Raw genomic sequence first — 15,096 nt, 5'->3', positions numbered from 1 at the left:
TATAGGGTGACACTGTATCCATATCAACAAGAACTTCGTAAATACCGCAAAGTCTTATCGTGGATATGAAAGATATATGTATTTTACTCAACATGCTTCTCACACTTTCACTGGCTGTTTCTGCACACACAACCACTACCAAATCAACTGCTTCCCATACTGTTAAAAATGTATATTTCATCAGTGGGCTGGGAGCAGATAAGCGAGTCTTTGATAAACTTAATCTGGATAACCCGATTTCTGTAAGGCATATTGAGTGGATCGCGCCACTCAAAAGAGAAACAATTGCACATTACGCTTCCCGGTTAGTTGCTCAGATAGATACCACACAATCATTCCAACTCGTGGGTTTATCTTTCGGAGGTATTATTGCTTCCGAATTGACGGAAATCATCCATCCCGAAAAAACAATTATTATTTCAAGTACTGCTACAGGCGTTCCGGTTTCTTCATTTTATCAGATATTATTAAAATTCCTCTTGGCTTCTCCCCTGGCAGTTCCGGTATTGAAACACCCTAATTTCCTGGTTTATCGCTATTTCGGAGCCAACACGCCTGAACTTAAATCACTTTTGAAAGCAATCTTAAAAGACACAAACGGCAGATTTCTCAAATGGGCGCTCTCAGAAATGAGTTCATGGAAAAAGCCCTCGAAACCTTCAGGTCTTTTTCATATACATGGTTCAGCCGACAAGCTCATTCCTGTGAAGATGGTATCGCCTGATGTAATTATTGAAAATGGCGGGCACCTGATGGTTTACGATCAGGCGGATGAAGTTTCAGAAATACTCAATCGTGAGATTTTAAAATAGCCAACACCTGCAGTTTCTGACAAATAATGCACACATCACATAATTAATGACCAATTTTGCGAAGGGTCAAGATTTTTGTCAATGAGCGAACATCGCTATTTTATTCTGAATAAGCCTGCCAATATGGTTTCCCAGTTTGTCAGTCCGGATAACGTCGGTCTGCTGAAAGATCTGGATTACAAGTTTCCTGAACATACCCATGCCATTGGACGCCTCGACAATCATTCGGAAGGACTTCTTTTACTCACTACAAACAAAAAAGTTACAAATCTTTTATTTCAGGGAGAGGAGCCACACAAACGTGCTTATCTGGTTTTGGTAGGACATGTTGTGAGCCAGGAAACACTTCATCTTCTCCAAACGGGGATCCCCATTCGAATAAAAGGAAACGTTGATTACGTCACATCTCCCTGTGAAGTTGACATTATAGAACGACCTGAATGGCTTCCCAAAAACCCAAGTGAAGGACGTCAGGTGCCCCACACCTGGCTTAAAATCGTACTCACTGAGGGCAAGTATCATCAGATCAGGAAAATGGTTCGCACTGCCGGCCATCATTGCAAGCGATTGGTTCGTGTCAGTATCGAGGATCTTGAATTAGGGGATTTGAAAGCAGGCGAAGTCCGGGAAGTCGAAGAGCACTTTTTTTTCGATAAACTGAAAATCAGAAACTGGAAATAAACCGGTGAAACTCCGGCTACTCCGTTTGTCAAAATATAAAATACGCAAAAGAGCATCCGGCTAACTTTAAGAGTACATCAAATCTATATTAGCTATGAATCTTATTGGAAACGTCATTTGGCTCATTTTCGGAGGATTTTTGGTTTTCCTTGAATACATGATTGCCGGCTTGGCCATGTGTATCACCATCATTGGAATCCCTTTCGGTATACAATGCTTTAAAATAGGAATTCTTGCATTGTTTCCCTTCGGCCGACAAGTGAGAGAAGTTCCCGGAGCCACAGGTTGTTTGTCTACCATTTTCAACATTATCTGGATTCTGATTGGTGGTATCTGGATTGCACTTACCCACCTTATTTTTGGAATACTTTTAGCCATTACCATCATTGGCCTGCCTTTTGCTAAGCAACATTTCAAACTGATGAGTCTGTCTTTTACTCCTTTTGGCAAGGACGTGTACTAAAATAAGTCCCCTATGAATAACGAAATGGAAGCGATTATCATTACCCAACCAGGTCCGGCGGAGGTCATGCGGGTCGAGAAAAGACCAGTACCCGTTCCAGGCAAGGATGAAGTTTTGATACGCGTACATGCGGCAGGTATCAACCGGCCTGACGTCCTGCAAAGAAAAGGAGTATATCCTGCCCCTCCCGATGCACCAGCCGACATCCCCGGACTGGAAATCGCCGGCACTATTGAGGCTTTGGGTGAAACGGTTACAAACTGGAACACAGGAGATAAAGTCTGTGCACTGATACAGGGCGGCGGATATGCCGGATATGCCATTGCCCGCGCCGGCCAGTGCCTTCCAATACCACATGGATTTTCATTTGCAGAAGCAGCTTCTTTACCGGAAACGATTTACACGGTATGGCATAACGTATTTCGGATAGGGAAACTACAGCCTGGCGAAACATTACTTGTACACGGCGGGACCAGCGGTATTGGCATTACTGCCATACAACTTGCAAAGGCTTTCGGTGCAAAGGTTTTTGCCACAGCAGGTTCGGATGAAAAGTGTAATGCATGTATCCAATTGGGAGCCGAGGATTGTATCAATTACCGGACACAGGACTTTGAAGAAATATTGAAGGATAAAAAAACAGATGTCGTTCTGGATATGATTGGCGGAAGTTACATTGCCAAAAATATTCGCCTGCTCAATGAGGATGGAAGAATGGTTTTTATCAATACGATGAAGGGCAGCAAACCAGCTGTTGACGATCTTCCCGACTTTGGATTGATATTAAGAAAACGCCTGACAATCACAGGAAGCACGCTCAGAAATCGTGATCCGGAATTTAAACGACAACTTACCGAAGACATTTTTGAACAGGTATGGCCCATTATTGAATCAGGCAAATTCAAACCTGTAATACATGCAACCTTCCCGCTCGAAAGTGCCGCAGAAGCACATTTGGTCATGGAGAGTAGTGCGCACATCGGTAAGCTGATACTCACAGTCAATCATTCATCCTGATGTTGCCAGAAAGCGGTTTTCGCTGAAAAGCAGTTAGATTTGCTTTTTGTAAAACAGCGAAGCAATGAAGTGGGAACAGTTACTATCTGCCAAAAGGTGGGGAAGCGAAGACAAATATGACGGCAATCAGGCGGAAGCCAGATCTGAATTTCAGAGGGATTACGACAGGCTGATCTTCTCCTCCCCGTTCCGCCGTTTACAAAACAAAACGCAGGTATTCCCTCTCCCCGGAAGCATTTTTGTTCATAACCGGCTCACGCATAGCCTGGAAGTAGCCAGCGTAGGCCGTTCTCTGGGACGAATTTTTTATAATAAGCTTAAAACAGAGGACCCCGGAATAGACGACAGACTTCCGCTGATCAGTGAAATTGGTAACATTGTTGCTTCAGCATGTCTTGCTCATGATCTGGGTAACCCCGCATTCGGGCACTCGGGGGAAGATGCCATTTCGCGTTACTTCACAGACGGCGCCGGCTCTGTTTATGAAAATGAAGTAACTCCGGCGCAATGGGCAGACCTGACCCACTTTGAGGGAAATGCCAATGCATTCCGTATTCTCACGCATTCGTATGCAGGCAAAGGTTATGGCAGTTTTGCACTTACCTATTCTACGCTCGCAGCCATAGCAAAGTACCCTTGTGAGTCTCTGGGGAAAGAAAAAAGTAATATTTACACAAAGAAATATGGTTTCTTCCAATCGGAACAAGCCAGCTTTCAGCGTATAGCACAGGACCTTCAACTCGAAAAAGTAAACGACTCTCCCCTCACCTACAAACGGCACCCGATTGTATACCTTGTGGAGGCGGCTGACGATATTTGTTACAATATCATTGATCTCGAAGATGCACACCGGCTGAAAATCCTATCCTACCAGGAAGTGGAAACCCTGCTGCTCAAACTGTGCAATGATCCTAAACTACCAGCTCGACTAGCTGATATAGAAGACGACGACGCTAAAATAAGTCTGCTGCGTGCGAAGGCGATCAGTGTATTGATTTATTCGTGTTCTGAATTATTTTTCAAAGAGCAGGAGAATATTTTGAAAGGAGATTTTAACCATAGTCTGATTGATAGGATTGAAGAACCTTACAGGTCAGTAATGAAAGAAATCAGTGCCATATCGGTTAAGAAAATATACAATTACTCATCCGTTGTACAAATAGAAGTGGCTGGCTATAAAGTGATGGCTGGTCTTCTTGAAGAATTTATTCCGGCATATCTCAACAACAGATCGAATTACACCAAAAAGCTTGTTGAGCTGATCCCAAAGCAGTTTATCACGCAAAATGAAGATACCTATTCGAGAATACAAACAGTGGTAGATTTTGTATCCGGTATGACGGACATTTATGCTGTGGAGCTCTTCCGGAAAATCAAGGGTATATCATTTCCAACCATTAGCTAAATCAATAAATTGCTGTGACACTGAGGGATTGTTTTTACCAGAAAAGTTTTTGTAAATTGTCTGGTAAAATCTACCTAACACCCTCAAATGAAACTCAACCAACTCGTTTATTCAAGGGAAACTTCTGCCATATCCTTTTCTCTGGAACCGGATATCATATTTGTGTTTGGTAATCGCGAATTGCTGGAGACGAGCTCTCTCACTACACGGCTGCGTACGCTTTATCCGCAAGCTATCTTTTCGGGCTGCTCCACGGCTGGCGAGATTGTTGGCGAATCTGTCAACGACAATACCATTGTACTGACAGGTATTCAGTTTGAAAAAACAAAAATCGAATCATCACTTGTAGCTTTGAAGGAAGTAGCATCCGATAGTTTCGCTGCCGGGGAAAAGCTGGTATCCCAACTCCCGACAGAAGGACTCACCCACGTTTTTGTGGTTTCGGACGGTCTGCACGTCAATGGTACCGACCTCGTTAACGGAATGCGTGAAGTATTGGATGCTCACGTAAGTATTACAGGAGGACTTGCTGCAGATGGCTCACAATTTGCCAGAACCGTGATAGTTGAGCCAGACGGCACCGTAGCGGCTGAAAGTGTAGCGGCTATTGGCTTCTATGGTGATTCTATTGCAATCGGGTTCGGATCAAGAGGTGGCTGGGACAGCTTCGGCCTGGACCGCCTCGTAACCAGATCTACTGATAATATTCTGTACGAAATTGACGGCCAGCCCGCGCTGGATTTGTACAAATCATTTCTGGGCGACCAGGCGAAACACCTGCCGTCGTCGGGTCTGTTATTCCCGCTCAGTATGCGCGATAGTGAAGACAAAGCGCCCGTAGTACGAACAATACTGGGCGTGAATGAAGAACAAAAAAGCCTGACATTCGCAGGTGATATTCCGCAGGGTTCATTCGTGAGACTAATGAAGGCCAATAATGACAGGCTTATCAACGGTGCCGAAGAAGCGGCAGAAGCAGCGCTGGAAAGCCAGGATTCCTCACCTGAGTTTGCCATACTTGTGAGTTGTGTAGGTAGAAAGCTGGTACTGAAGCAAATTACAGAAGAAGAAGTAGAGTGCGTGTCAGAAGTCCTGGGTAAACCAGCGATGACAGGCTTCTATTCGTATGGAGAGCTTGCCCCTTTTAACAGGGACACGTCCTGCGAGCTACACAATCAAACCATGACCGTCACTACTTTCAGGGAATTATAAATGCTGACTTCAGAACCTACCGAAGCAATATACCACCGGTTATTAAAACGACAAATACGTAAGTCTTTACCAGCAGACCTCGCTGAAGATCCCCGTTTACAGGAATTTCTCAGCTCAGTAAGTAAGGCTTATCTCGAATTTCAGGCGGATTTGGGCCATGCCGAGAATATTCTTGAACAAAGTTCCGGCGAACTTTTCAAAGCCAACCGGGAATTGAGCCGGATAGCGGAAGAAAAAACGAAAGAAGCCGCATCATCCAACCAAAGACTGGACGAAGTTGTAAGGAGTATTTCTGAGGTACTGGTACAGCTGGACGAGGAAGGGAGATTTGTATACCTCAATCCCGCCTGGGAAGCGATCACCGGTTTCTCAGTCGAAGAAAGCCATGGGAAAAAGCTATGTAACTATATTCTGAACGATTCAGAAAACCCGGCTCCCTATTCTGCATCAGAAACTATTGAAGATACAGTCCGAATTATTACTGCCGACCGATCTGAAAAGTGGCTGGGCATTACACTTAGCCGGCACATGTTGGGTGAGCGTAAAAACGGAGGCTACATAGGCACTTTTACCGATGTGACGCAGAAAGTTGAAGCAGAGAAAAAACTTAATTTGTACATGCGCGATCTGGAAAAGATCAACGCAGAACTTGACCAGTTTGCCTATGTGGTAAGCCATGATCTGAAAGCTCCCCTGAGAGCTATAAACAACCTCTCGGAATGGATTGAGGAAGATATCGGCGACCTGATCGAAGGTGATACAAAAGAGCAGTTCAAATTGCTGAGAGGGCGGGTACACCGGATGGAAAGTCTGATTAACGGGATACTTTCCTATTCCCGTGTAGGAAGGATCAAACCAGTGAAAGAAAAATTCCTTATTAAAGGCATTATTGATGATCTCTGTGAGACTTTCAGTTCTAAAAACCCTGTCGAGTTCCGACTGGAAGGTGATGCCGGTTTCGAAATATATTCAGAGAAGATTGCATTGACTCAGATTTTACAAAACCTGATCTCCAACGGCATCAAATACAATGATAAAGAGCACATCGTGATTACGATTGGCTGGACAAAAAAGGAATCTCAGGCAGAGATTTTTGTGAGAGACAACGGCCCCGGGATCAGCCCTGAATTTCATGAAAGAATATTTGTAATATTTCAAACCTTACAATCACGGGACGAAATAGAAAGTACTGGTGTAGGACTGGCCATTGTCAAGAAAATTATAGAAGAAAAAAGAGGGACAATTGGTGTGGATTCAGTGATGAATGAAGGAACAGCCTTCACTTTCCATTGGCCTTTGTCAGAAGAATAAAAACTCAGAAGAACAAAACCTTTCTCATATGTCGGTATCCAACGCTGTGCCATTAACTATCCTTCTCGTGGAAGACGACGAAGTAGATATTATGAATGTAAAACGTGCATTCAAAAAGAACAATATCAGTAATCCTCTACTTGTGGCTCACAACGGCATCGAAGCGCTCGAAGTCCTCCGGTCGACAGACAGCGATGCGCCGAAACCCAAGATTATTCTGCTGGATCTGAACATGCCGCGCATGGGTGGAATTGAGTTTTTGAAAGAAATGCGTCAGGATCCTGCTCTGAGTAAGTTATCCGTTTTTGTGATGACTACCTCCAATGAGGATGGTGATAAAATTGACGCCTATAACCTGAACGTAGCGGGCTATATTCTGAAACCCTTATCTATGGACAGATTTATAGCTGCAGTTTCAACATTAAAAAGCTACTGGACACTCTGCGAATATCCATCATAAACTCAACACACGCTTTACAAAAACATGATAACGCCTCTCAATATCTTACTTGTCGAAGACGATAACATTGATGCCATGGAGTTCCGAAGAGCCCTCTCCAGAAGTCATGTTGAAATCAATGAGTTACGTGTATGCAAATATGCGGAAGAGGCACTTTTATTACTGGAAAACTGGTTACCCAATTGTATTTTTATTGACTACCAGCTACCTAAAACCAACGGTCTCGAACTACTCCGAAAAACCAAAGAGACAGCTCCTCATATTCCGGTGATCATCCTTACCTCACAGGGCGACGAGCGTATCGCAGTAGAAATGATGAAAGCCGGAGCCATGGATTATTTTCCGAAGGCAGAGATCACCCCGGAAAAAATAACGCGTATTTTCCACTCTATGTGGCAGATGCTGGAGACAGAAAGAAAGAGAATAGAAACACAAAAGGAATTGTCTGAAAAAGAAGAGTTAATCGACAAAATAGCTCTCTTATCTCCCAATATTATCTATGTGATCGATATAGAAAACCGGACAGATGTCTTTCATAACAACCAGATCTGGCCTATACTGGGTTACAGCGCGGAAGATCTGGCTATGACTCCGGAAACTTTTATTTTTCAGGCTATACATGAAGACGACCTGCCTACCATAAAAGAACATTACCACCATTTGCGCAGTCATGTAAAAGATGGTGAAGAAACAGAAATGGAGGTACGGTTGAAACATAAAAATGGCTCTGAAATCTGGATCATTACGCGGGAAGTACCTTTCAAAAGAAATGAACAGGGTGAAGTGCAACAGGTATTGGGGACTGCTATTGATATTACCCGTCGTAAATCCATGGAAAATGAACTGATCAAGGCGAAACGGGACGCTGAAGAGGCTTCCAGGATTAAGTCTGATTTTTTGTCTACCATGAGCCATGAGATCCGGACCCCAATGAATGCGATCATCGGTTTTACAGATTTACTACTTGAGAGCGATTTATCCGGTGAAAGCAGTCAGCATCTCAATACCATCAAGTATTCAGCAGATAATCTGATGGTTATCCTCAACGATATTCTTGATTTCTCAAAAATTGAAGCAGGGAAGTTTGACCTCGAAGATTTTGAATTCGATCTCAGAGAAAAACTGGGATACCTGGAAAAGACCTTTGAGGTGAAAGCCCGGGAAAAAGGTATAGATCTTAATTTTGAAATAGATACTAAAATACCTGAGCTACTGATAGGTGATGCTTACCGGCTTAATCAGATTCTGGTAAATCTGCTCAGTAACGCTCTGAAGTTTACACATACCGGCTTTGTACACCTCTCAGTAAAAGTTGAGAACGATAGTACAGAACAGGTCGGACTCAGATTCGAGGTAGCGGATTCGGGAATAGGTATTTCGGAAGACAAGCTGAGCAGCATATTCGATAGTTTTTCTCAGGTTCATCATAACAATGCGAAGAAATACTTCGGCGGAACGGGTTTGGGACTTACCATTACACGAAAACTTACCGAAATGATGAACGGAAGTATCTATGCAGAAAGCGAGCTGGATAGAGGCTCAACGTTCTCGGTACTCCTCAGTTTCAGAAAAATTGTTCAACCACAACCAAAACCTCAGTCTTTGTCCACAGGTGATTTTTCGTTGAAAGGATATAAGATACTCGCAGCGGAAGACATACTTGCAAACCAGATTTTACTTAAACATCTGTTAAATAAATGGGGAGCCGAATTTGTGATTTGTAACAATGGGGAGGAAGTCATCAAAACTATAGCGGACGCGCAGTTTGATCTGATCCTGATGGACATACAGATGCCTGTTATGGACGGACTTACCGCCATGAAACTGATCAGAAAATCCTATCCTGCGTATGACCATGTTCCCGTTATTGCTTTTACTGCAGACACATTTGCAGAGAGTACGCCGGAGATACATGCATGTAATTTTGACGATTTTGTTACGAAGCCATTTAAGGCAGACGAGCTCATCAAAAAAATAAGCATACATCTGTTTACGAATTAAATAGGTCTCAAAAGCGCCAGGAAGCTGTATTTGTACTAATCCTAAACTGGCCCCGGGCGTATTGCCCTTCAAAGTGGTTGTCTACCTTTGTCAAAAAAATTCACCATGACGAAGGTAAAACTTACAATTAATAACAACGGTTCTGTAAAAATAGACGGCGATTTTGAGATTGTCGATATGCAGGGAAATGAGTACGGATTACAGGGAAGAACGGTCGTTTCGATATGTCGATGCGGAATGTCGGCCAACAAACCATTTTGCGATGGCTCGCACAAAGGACATTTTGAACACAATGCTGTAGCATTTGACCTGCCCCCCAAAAAAGCATAATTTACAAAAACCTGTCTGAGTCAACTTCCGGACAGGTTTTTTCTTTTAAACCCCACCTTGTTTATTTCAAAATACATCTTTTTCCCGGCAGCAAGCGTAGATATCCTGAATTCATCACGTTAACTACCACCATTTTGAAATCAGAAACCCGAAGCGCACTGCTGATATTTGCTGTTATACTGGCCGCTTTTTTACTGACATTATCGGGGTGTTCATTCAGGAAGATCAATCGTTCCAAAAACATTGTATACCTTCCAAAAGGCCCGTCTGGTAAGCAGGAGCTGAATATTTTCTCTCCGGCCAGAAGCAAATCTGCAAACGACGTACTGGTTTTTATTCATGGTGGCAATTGGAATTCCGGTAAGAAATCTCAGTACAACATCATTGCAAACCATTGGGCGAAAAAGGGAATCGTCTGTCTAATGATAGATTATCCGCTCAGTCCGCAGGCAGACTATAAAGAAATGGCTGCAGCATGTGCACAGGCTGTGAAATGGGTAAAGGAGGATATACGCAGGTATAATGGCAACCCCGACAGAATATTTGTTTCAGGACATTCAGCAGGCGGACATCTTGCTGCGTTGATTTCCATAGATGATCAGTATTTCAAGGGTTTAAAGATCAAAAATCCGATTGCAGGAACGATCCTGATTGATGCAGCCGGGCTTGATATGTATGGCTATCTGGAGGAAGAAAAGTTGTCAGCAGACCATACGTATCTGAAAACCTTTACAAAAGATCCTAAAATATGGAAGGAGGCAACACCTCTCTATCATTTGCACAGGGACATGCCGCCCATGCTGATTTACAGAGGAGAAAAAACGTATGATTCGATTCTCAAAAGCAATGAAAAATTCACGAAAGCTTTGGATCAATATGCGCCAGATACACCGTATCATATTGTAAACGGAAAGAAGCACATTCCGATGATCACCCAGTTTTTTAATCCGTGGAACAGGTATTATAGGGAAATAATTGAATTCATGGCAGGGGTTGGCACAAGTCAATGATTCGGAGTTTCTACTAAACTCAAACATCGCTCTTTGCCATTGTGAACCAATTCATAGTGCTTATCCCATTAGATCTCACCTCTTCCTGATCCCCGGAATAAATAATCAATCCTGATTTCTGACTACTGAGTTTATTCCAGTAAGACAATCCTTTGAAATATTCATTATTCATCGTTTTACCTGCCTTAATTTCAATAGGCAAGAGAGATGTGCCGTTGTCCACTATCACATCCACTTCATGACCTGTTTTATCCCGCCAATAATATAAGTTAACTTGCTTACCCGCATTGGTTCTTTTTTTGAGTAGCTCTGTCACAACAAGACTTTCAAACAAACTGCCACGTAGTGGATGCTGCAGAAGCTGATCCTTCGTAATGATTCCCAATAAAGAACAAACTAAGCCAGTATCATAAAAATATATTTTTGGCCTTTTCACCAACGTCTTGTTGAAATTTTTGAAATGGGGTCTTAACAAGTAAATAATAAAACTGCTTTCAAGAATTCCAATCCAGGATTGCACCGTTTTTGTATCAACCCCGGTTTCAACTGCAAGTGATGTCAAATTTAGTTCCTGCCCTGTTCTACCTGCCAAAAGGCGAATAAACCGCTCGAAAACAATTAAATCCGTTATATTTTTGATCTGCCTCACATCACGGTCAATATAAGTGCGCAGGTAGTTGGGATACCAATCTTCCGCAGGAATGCCCATATCGTAAACAGGCGGATACAAGCCTTTCAATATCAGATCATTTTCATCCGGCGCAGTAGTGTCAGACACAAAAAGTTCTTCTGCACTGAATGGCAGGAGATTTAATATCGCAACGCGACCTGCTAAGCTTTGTGATATATTTTGTTGTAACAGAAAGTTGTTTGAACCTGTAAGAATAAACCTGCCGGGCTGCGGTGACGAATCAAGAATTTCTTGCAAATAAGAAAAGATCTCAGGGGTGCGCTGCACTTCATCAAAAATAGCACCCGCTTCATGTTGCTTCAAAAATCCTCTCGGGTCTTCTAATGCAAATCGCCTTACATCCGGATTTTCAAGGGATACATAAGTTTTATCCGGAAACAACATCCTGACAAGCGTAGTCTTACCGGATTGTCTGGGTCCAGTTACCGCTACAGCTTTAAAAACCGTAGATAGTTGAAGTATTTTCTGAGTTGCAACACGTTCTATCATAGACAAATATATATAAAACTGGAAAAATATGGAATCAGATTCCATATTTTTCCAGTTTTATTATAATCAACTAATTAACAACACATTAACCTACAGAAAAAACCTTTACCTCAGTGGTTATATAAATCTTTCTGTTTTCGAGCAGGTTCATCTGAAAGCCTCCTGTAAAAACACCGAAACTGGGAAGAATAGCCTGATTTTTATCCACGACATAGCAAGGCAATCTCAGGCTCTGCCTACCTTTACCATAAGTAGTAAACACAGGATGCACATGGCCTGCAAAGACGAATTTTGAATCATTAGGCTCAACCTTTGGATGATGTGTGAATACAAATTCTTCTTCCTCAAAATCATTCATATATACTTCCAGGTCGGCTTCCAAAAACATGCTTACCGGAAGTACATCATGGTTTCCGATCACAATAATCATCTCAATATAAGAATGTTGAAATCTCCACTCGCAAAAGGTTTCCCATTCTGAATTGTACTTGCTATGGAAAAGATCGCCCAGGAAAATAATCCGGGAGGCCCCGGTGCTCTGCACAATTTCATTTAGTCTTTCGAAATTGTTGTCTGCTGCTATATTGGGAACAGCAATTCCCTCCTTTCGGAAATGGGTAATTTTCCCCAAATGCAAATCGCCTATCAGTAAAGTTTGTGTTTCATGCCAGAAAACTGCTTTTTGCGGAAGTAGTGTAAAATGGTTTTCTCTAATCTCAATCTGCATCACTATATTGTTTGATCATTTTCTGGATCCTGTCTTCCAGTTTCTCAGAAGTTAATTGCTCCCTCAGGCGGTCAACCATAATCGGGAACGAAAGCGGTGTGGGCTTGTTTGTTTTTTTAACAATGATTTTCTGCGTTTCGATCCGCGCCAGAGCCTCACGCATACGTACTTCTTCCAATTGATAGGTCAGTACTTCCTGATAAGCCTGTTTTACCAAAAGATTATTGTCTTCATATTTGCTCATGACTTTGAACAACAATGAACTCGACGCCTGCAAATGTTTCGTTTTCACAAATTTGCCCGGATAACCCTGAAACATCAGTCCGGCAATAGCGGAAATTTCCCGAAACTTACGTTTCGCCATCTCCGTGGCATTGACGCTCTGGTAAATATCATCCACCAAATGTAAGGTTGAAAACAGATCCACTTCTTTCATAACAGTTTCCATATCTACATACTGATCACTCAGCAGCTCGAAACCGTAGTCGTTCATGGCTACAGAGAATGTAATCGGCTTTATTTTACTTAACCTATACGCCAGAATGATAGACATTCCTTCGTGCACCAGCCTCCCCTCAAACGGAAAAATAAAGATATGGTGCCCTTCCCGCGTTTCAGTTTGTTCTATCAACAATTCATGTTGATCAGGAATCATAGAACGTTGCTGCTGAAGCAATAACAATGGCTGCAAACGAGCTAATTCTTTTTCTTTTAAGGGGTTATCAATGGCATCAGAAAGCCTTTCTCTGATAAATGCCGATAGTTGCGACGAAAGTGGCATACGTCCGCCAGCCCACCGCACCAGAGCACCTTTTTTCCCCTCTGCTTTCTTAACGGTTACAGTCATTTCGTGAATACGTACGAACTCTACAGTCATACCGGCAAAAACAAACACATCGCCCTCCTTCATTCGGGTTACGAACGATTCCTCCACCGAGCCCAGGTATTTCCCGTGCTGGAATTTAACTTTCAGCGCCGTGTCCGATACAATTGTTCCCATGCTCAGCATATGCCTGTGGGCAACCCTACGGCTGGTTACTTTATACCTGCCTTCAATTCGTTCCACTTTTTTGTACTCGTCGTAGACAGTCAGAGAAGGACTTCCTGTAGTAATATAACCCAGCAGCCATTCCCATTCATCACGATTGATAAACTGATAGCCGTATGCATCACGGACTTCCTCAAACAGCTGTTTTTCCTCAAAACCTTCTCCTACAGCCAGGGTAATCATCCATTGTGCCAGTACATCGAAAGCCTGAATAACGGGTGGACGATCTTCGAGAATATTTTTCTCGACGCCTTCCCTTAGAGAAACTGCCTCTATCAGTTCAAGCGCGTTTGTAGGACAAAAATAGATTTTACTAGGAGCCCCCGGTTGGTGCCCGCTTCTTCCTGCCCGTTGAACGAATCTGGAAATACTTTTAGGACTACCCACCTGGATCACCGTTTCCACAGGCCTGAAATCGACACCTAAATCCAGACTAGCCGTACAGATGACCAGTTTCAGCTTTTCATTGTGTAACGACTCTTCGACCCAATCCCGTAACTCACGGTCGAGCGAGGCATGGTGCAGCGCCATAATGCCCGCAAACTCCGGATATTTATCTATAATGATGCGATACCATATTTCGGTTTGTGAACGGGTATTGGTGAAAAGCAGTGTCGTTTTTCCTTTTCTGACAATGTTTACGACATCGTCCACCAGCCTTGTCCCCATATATCCCGACCAGGGCAGGCTCTCTACCCGATCCGGTATGATGCTTTCTACAATAATCTTTTTCTGACTTTTTGCCTTCACAATTACGGAGTCTTCCACATTACCTTTCATTCCAAGCAGCACTTTACGCGCTTCATCCAGGTTACCGATAGTAGCCGAGATACCCCAGGTCTGTAATGACGGATTGATGGATCGTAACCGGGCCAGAGACAGTTCTGTTTGTGTGCCACGCTTGCTGCCCATTAGCTCATGCCATTCGTCTACTACAACGGTATGCAGGTTTTTGAAGATTTCCGAACTGTTTTTTTGTGCAAAAAGGATATGCAGACTTTCCGGCGTAATAAGCAGCGCTTCAGGCATCTGTCGTTTCTGACTTGCACGTTCCTTTACACTTGTGTCTCCACTTCTTACCCCTATACGCAGTTTCAGATTCATTTCCAGCGCAGCCATTTCCATATTCCTGAAAAGATCCTTGGAAAGCGCCCGTAGAGGCGTAATCCAGATGATTTGCAGTCCTGTTTTTTGCTTGGTTGGTTTGTCAGGTAATGAGTTGATATACCGGATCAATATGGGCAACCAAAGCGAATAGGTTTTCCCACTGCCTGTAGGCGCATTGACCAACCCGCTTTTACCTGAAAGATATGCAGCTGCAGCTTCCTTCTGAAAAGCGGCCCATTTCCAGTTTTTATACTTAAACCACTGCTCAACAGTGCTATGTCCGGGAGATTTTGCCAAGAGAAAATTTGAGTATAAATGATGTATAGTAAATG

General features: G+C 43.1%; 14 protein-coding genes. 11 read left to right on the top strand and 3 right to left on the bottom strand.

What is annotated here, in order from left to right; translation table 11 throughout:
* Positions 1-65: 65 nt before the first annotated feature.
* The 11 genes from DSL64_RS08650 to DSL64_RS08600 all read left to right on the top strand — a co-directional run bounded on the left by DSL64_RS08650 (position 66) and on the right by DSL64_RS08600 (position 10,702).
* The gene (locus tag DSL64_RS08650; protein ID WP_158547901.1) at positions 66-812 is read left to right on the top strand and encodes an alpha/beta fold hydrolase; all 747 of its coding nucleotides are present in this window, start codon (positions 66-68) and stop codon (positions 810-812) included.
* 81 nt (positions 813-893) lie between these two features.
* Positions 894-1,493 (top strand): pseudouridine synthase, encoded by a 600-nt coding sequence (locus DSL64_RS08645; protein WP_199539360.1) that lies wholly within the window; start codon positions 894-896, stop codon positions 1,491-1,493.
* A gap of 94 nt (positions 1,494-1,587) precedes the next feature.
* Entirely contained in the window at positions 1,588-1,956 is a 369-nt protein-coding gene (locus tag DSL64_RS08640) for a YccF domain-containing protein (RefSeq protein ID WP_115830320.1), read from the top strand.
* 12 nt (positions 1,957-1,968) lie between these two features.
* Positions 1,969-2,973: an NAD(P)H-quinone oxidoreductase gene (locus tag DSL64_RS08635; RefSeq protein WP_310587830.1), complete on the top strand. Its 1,005-nt coding sequence runs from the start codon at positions 1,969-1,971 to the stop codon at positions 2,971-2,973.
* A 64-nt stretch (positions 2,974-3,037) separates the two neighbouring features.
* Complete coding sequence (locus DSL64_RS08630; RefSeq protein WP_115830319.1) at positions 3,038-4,378, top strand: deoxyguanosinetriphosphate triphosphohydrolase; 1,341 nt, start codon at positions 3,038-3,040, stop codon at positions 4,376-4,378.
* A gap of 87 nt (positions 4,379-4,465) precedes the next feature.
* Positions 4,466-5,590, top strand: coding sequence for an FIST signal transduction protein (locus DSL64_RS08625; protein WP_115830317.1), 1,125 nt, complete (start codon positions 4,466-4,468; stop codon positions 5,588-5,590).
* On the top strand, positions 5,591-6,901 hold the full coding sequence (locus tag DSL64_RS08620; RefSeq protein WP_115830316.1) for a sensor histidine kinase: 1,311 nt from the start codon (positions 5,591-5,593) through the stop codon (positions 6,899-6,901).
* Between the two features lie 28 nt (positions 6,902-6,929).
* Entirely contained in the window at positions 6,930-7,361 is a 432-nt protein-coding gene (locus tag DSL64_RS08615; RefSeq protein WP_115830575.1) for a response regulator, read from the top strand.
* Between the two features lie 24 nt (positions 7,362-7,385).
* A complete protein-coding gene (locus DSL64_RS08610; RefSeq protein ID WP_115830314.1) occupies positions 7,386-9,362 on the top strand; it encodes a response regulator in 1,977 nt (658 codons plus the stop codon).
* A gap of 105 nt (positions 9,363-9,467) precedes the next feature.
* Positions 9,468-9,692, top strand: coding sequence for a CDGSH iron-sulfur domain-containing protein (locus tag DSL64_RS08605; protein WP_115830313.1), 225 nt, complete (start codon positions 9,468-9,470; stop codon positions 9,690-9,692).
* Between the two features lie 134 nt (positions 9,693-9,826).
* Positions 9,827-10,702, top strand: a complete 876-nt coding sequence (locus tag DSL64_RS08600; protein ID WP_229217005.1) for an alpha/beta hydrolase — start codon at positions 9,827-9,829, stop codon at positions 10,700-10,702.
* A gap of 19 nt (positions 10,703-10,721) precedes the next feature.
* Here the strand turns inward: DSL64_RS08600 and DSL64_RS08595 are convergent, their stop codons facing one another.
* From DSL64_RS08595 to DSL64_RS08585, 3 genes are all read right to left on the bottom strand, one after another.
* Positions 10,722-11,882, bottom strand: coding sequence for an ATP-binding protein (locus DSL64_RS08595; protein ID WP_115830573.1), 1,161 nt, complete (start codon positions 11,880-11,882; stop codon positions 10,722-10,724).
* 85 nt (positions 11,883-11,967) lie between these two features.
* Positions 11,968-12,609, bottom strand: a complete 642-nt coding sequence (pdeM, locus tag DSL64_RS08590; RefSeq protein ID WP_115830311.1) for a ligase-associated DNA damage response endonuclease PdeM — start codon at positions 12,607-12,609, stop codon at positions 11,968-11,970.
* A complete protein-coding gene (locus DSL64_RS08585; RefSeq protein WP_115830310.1) occupies positions 12,599-15,061 on the bottom strand; it encodes a ligase-associated DNA damage response DEXH box helicase in 2,463 nt (820 codons plus the stop codon). Before DSL64_RS08585 ends, pdeM begins: the two co-directional genes overlap by 11 nt.
* Positions 15,062-15,096: the final 35 nt, after the last annotated feature.

Source organism: Dyadobacter luteus (assembly GCF_003383615.1).
GTDB classification, from domain to species: domain Bacteria; phylum Bacteroidota; class Bacteroidia; order Cytophagales; family Spirosomataceae; genus Dyadobacter; species Dyadobacter luteus.
This window is presented reverse-complemented; position numbering and strand designations above follow the sequence as displayed.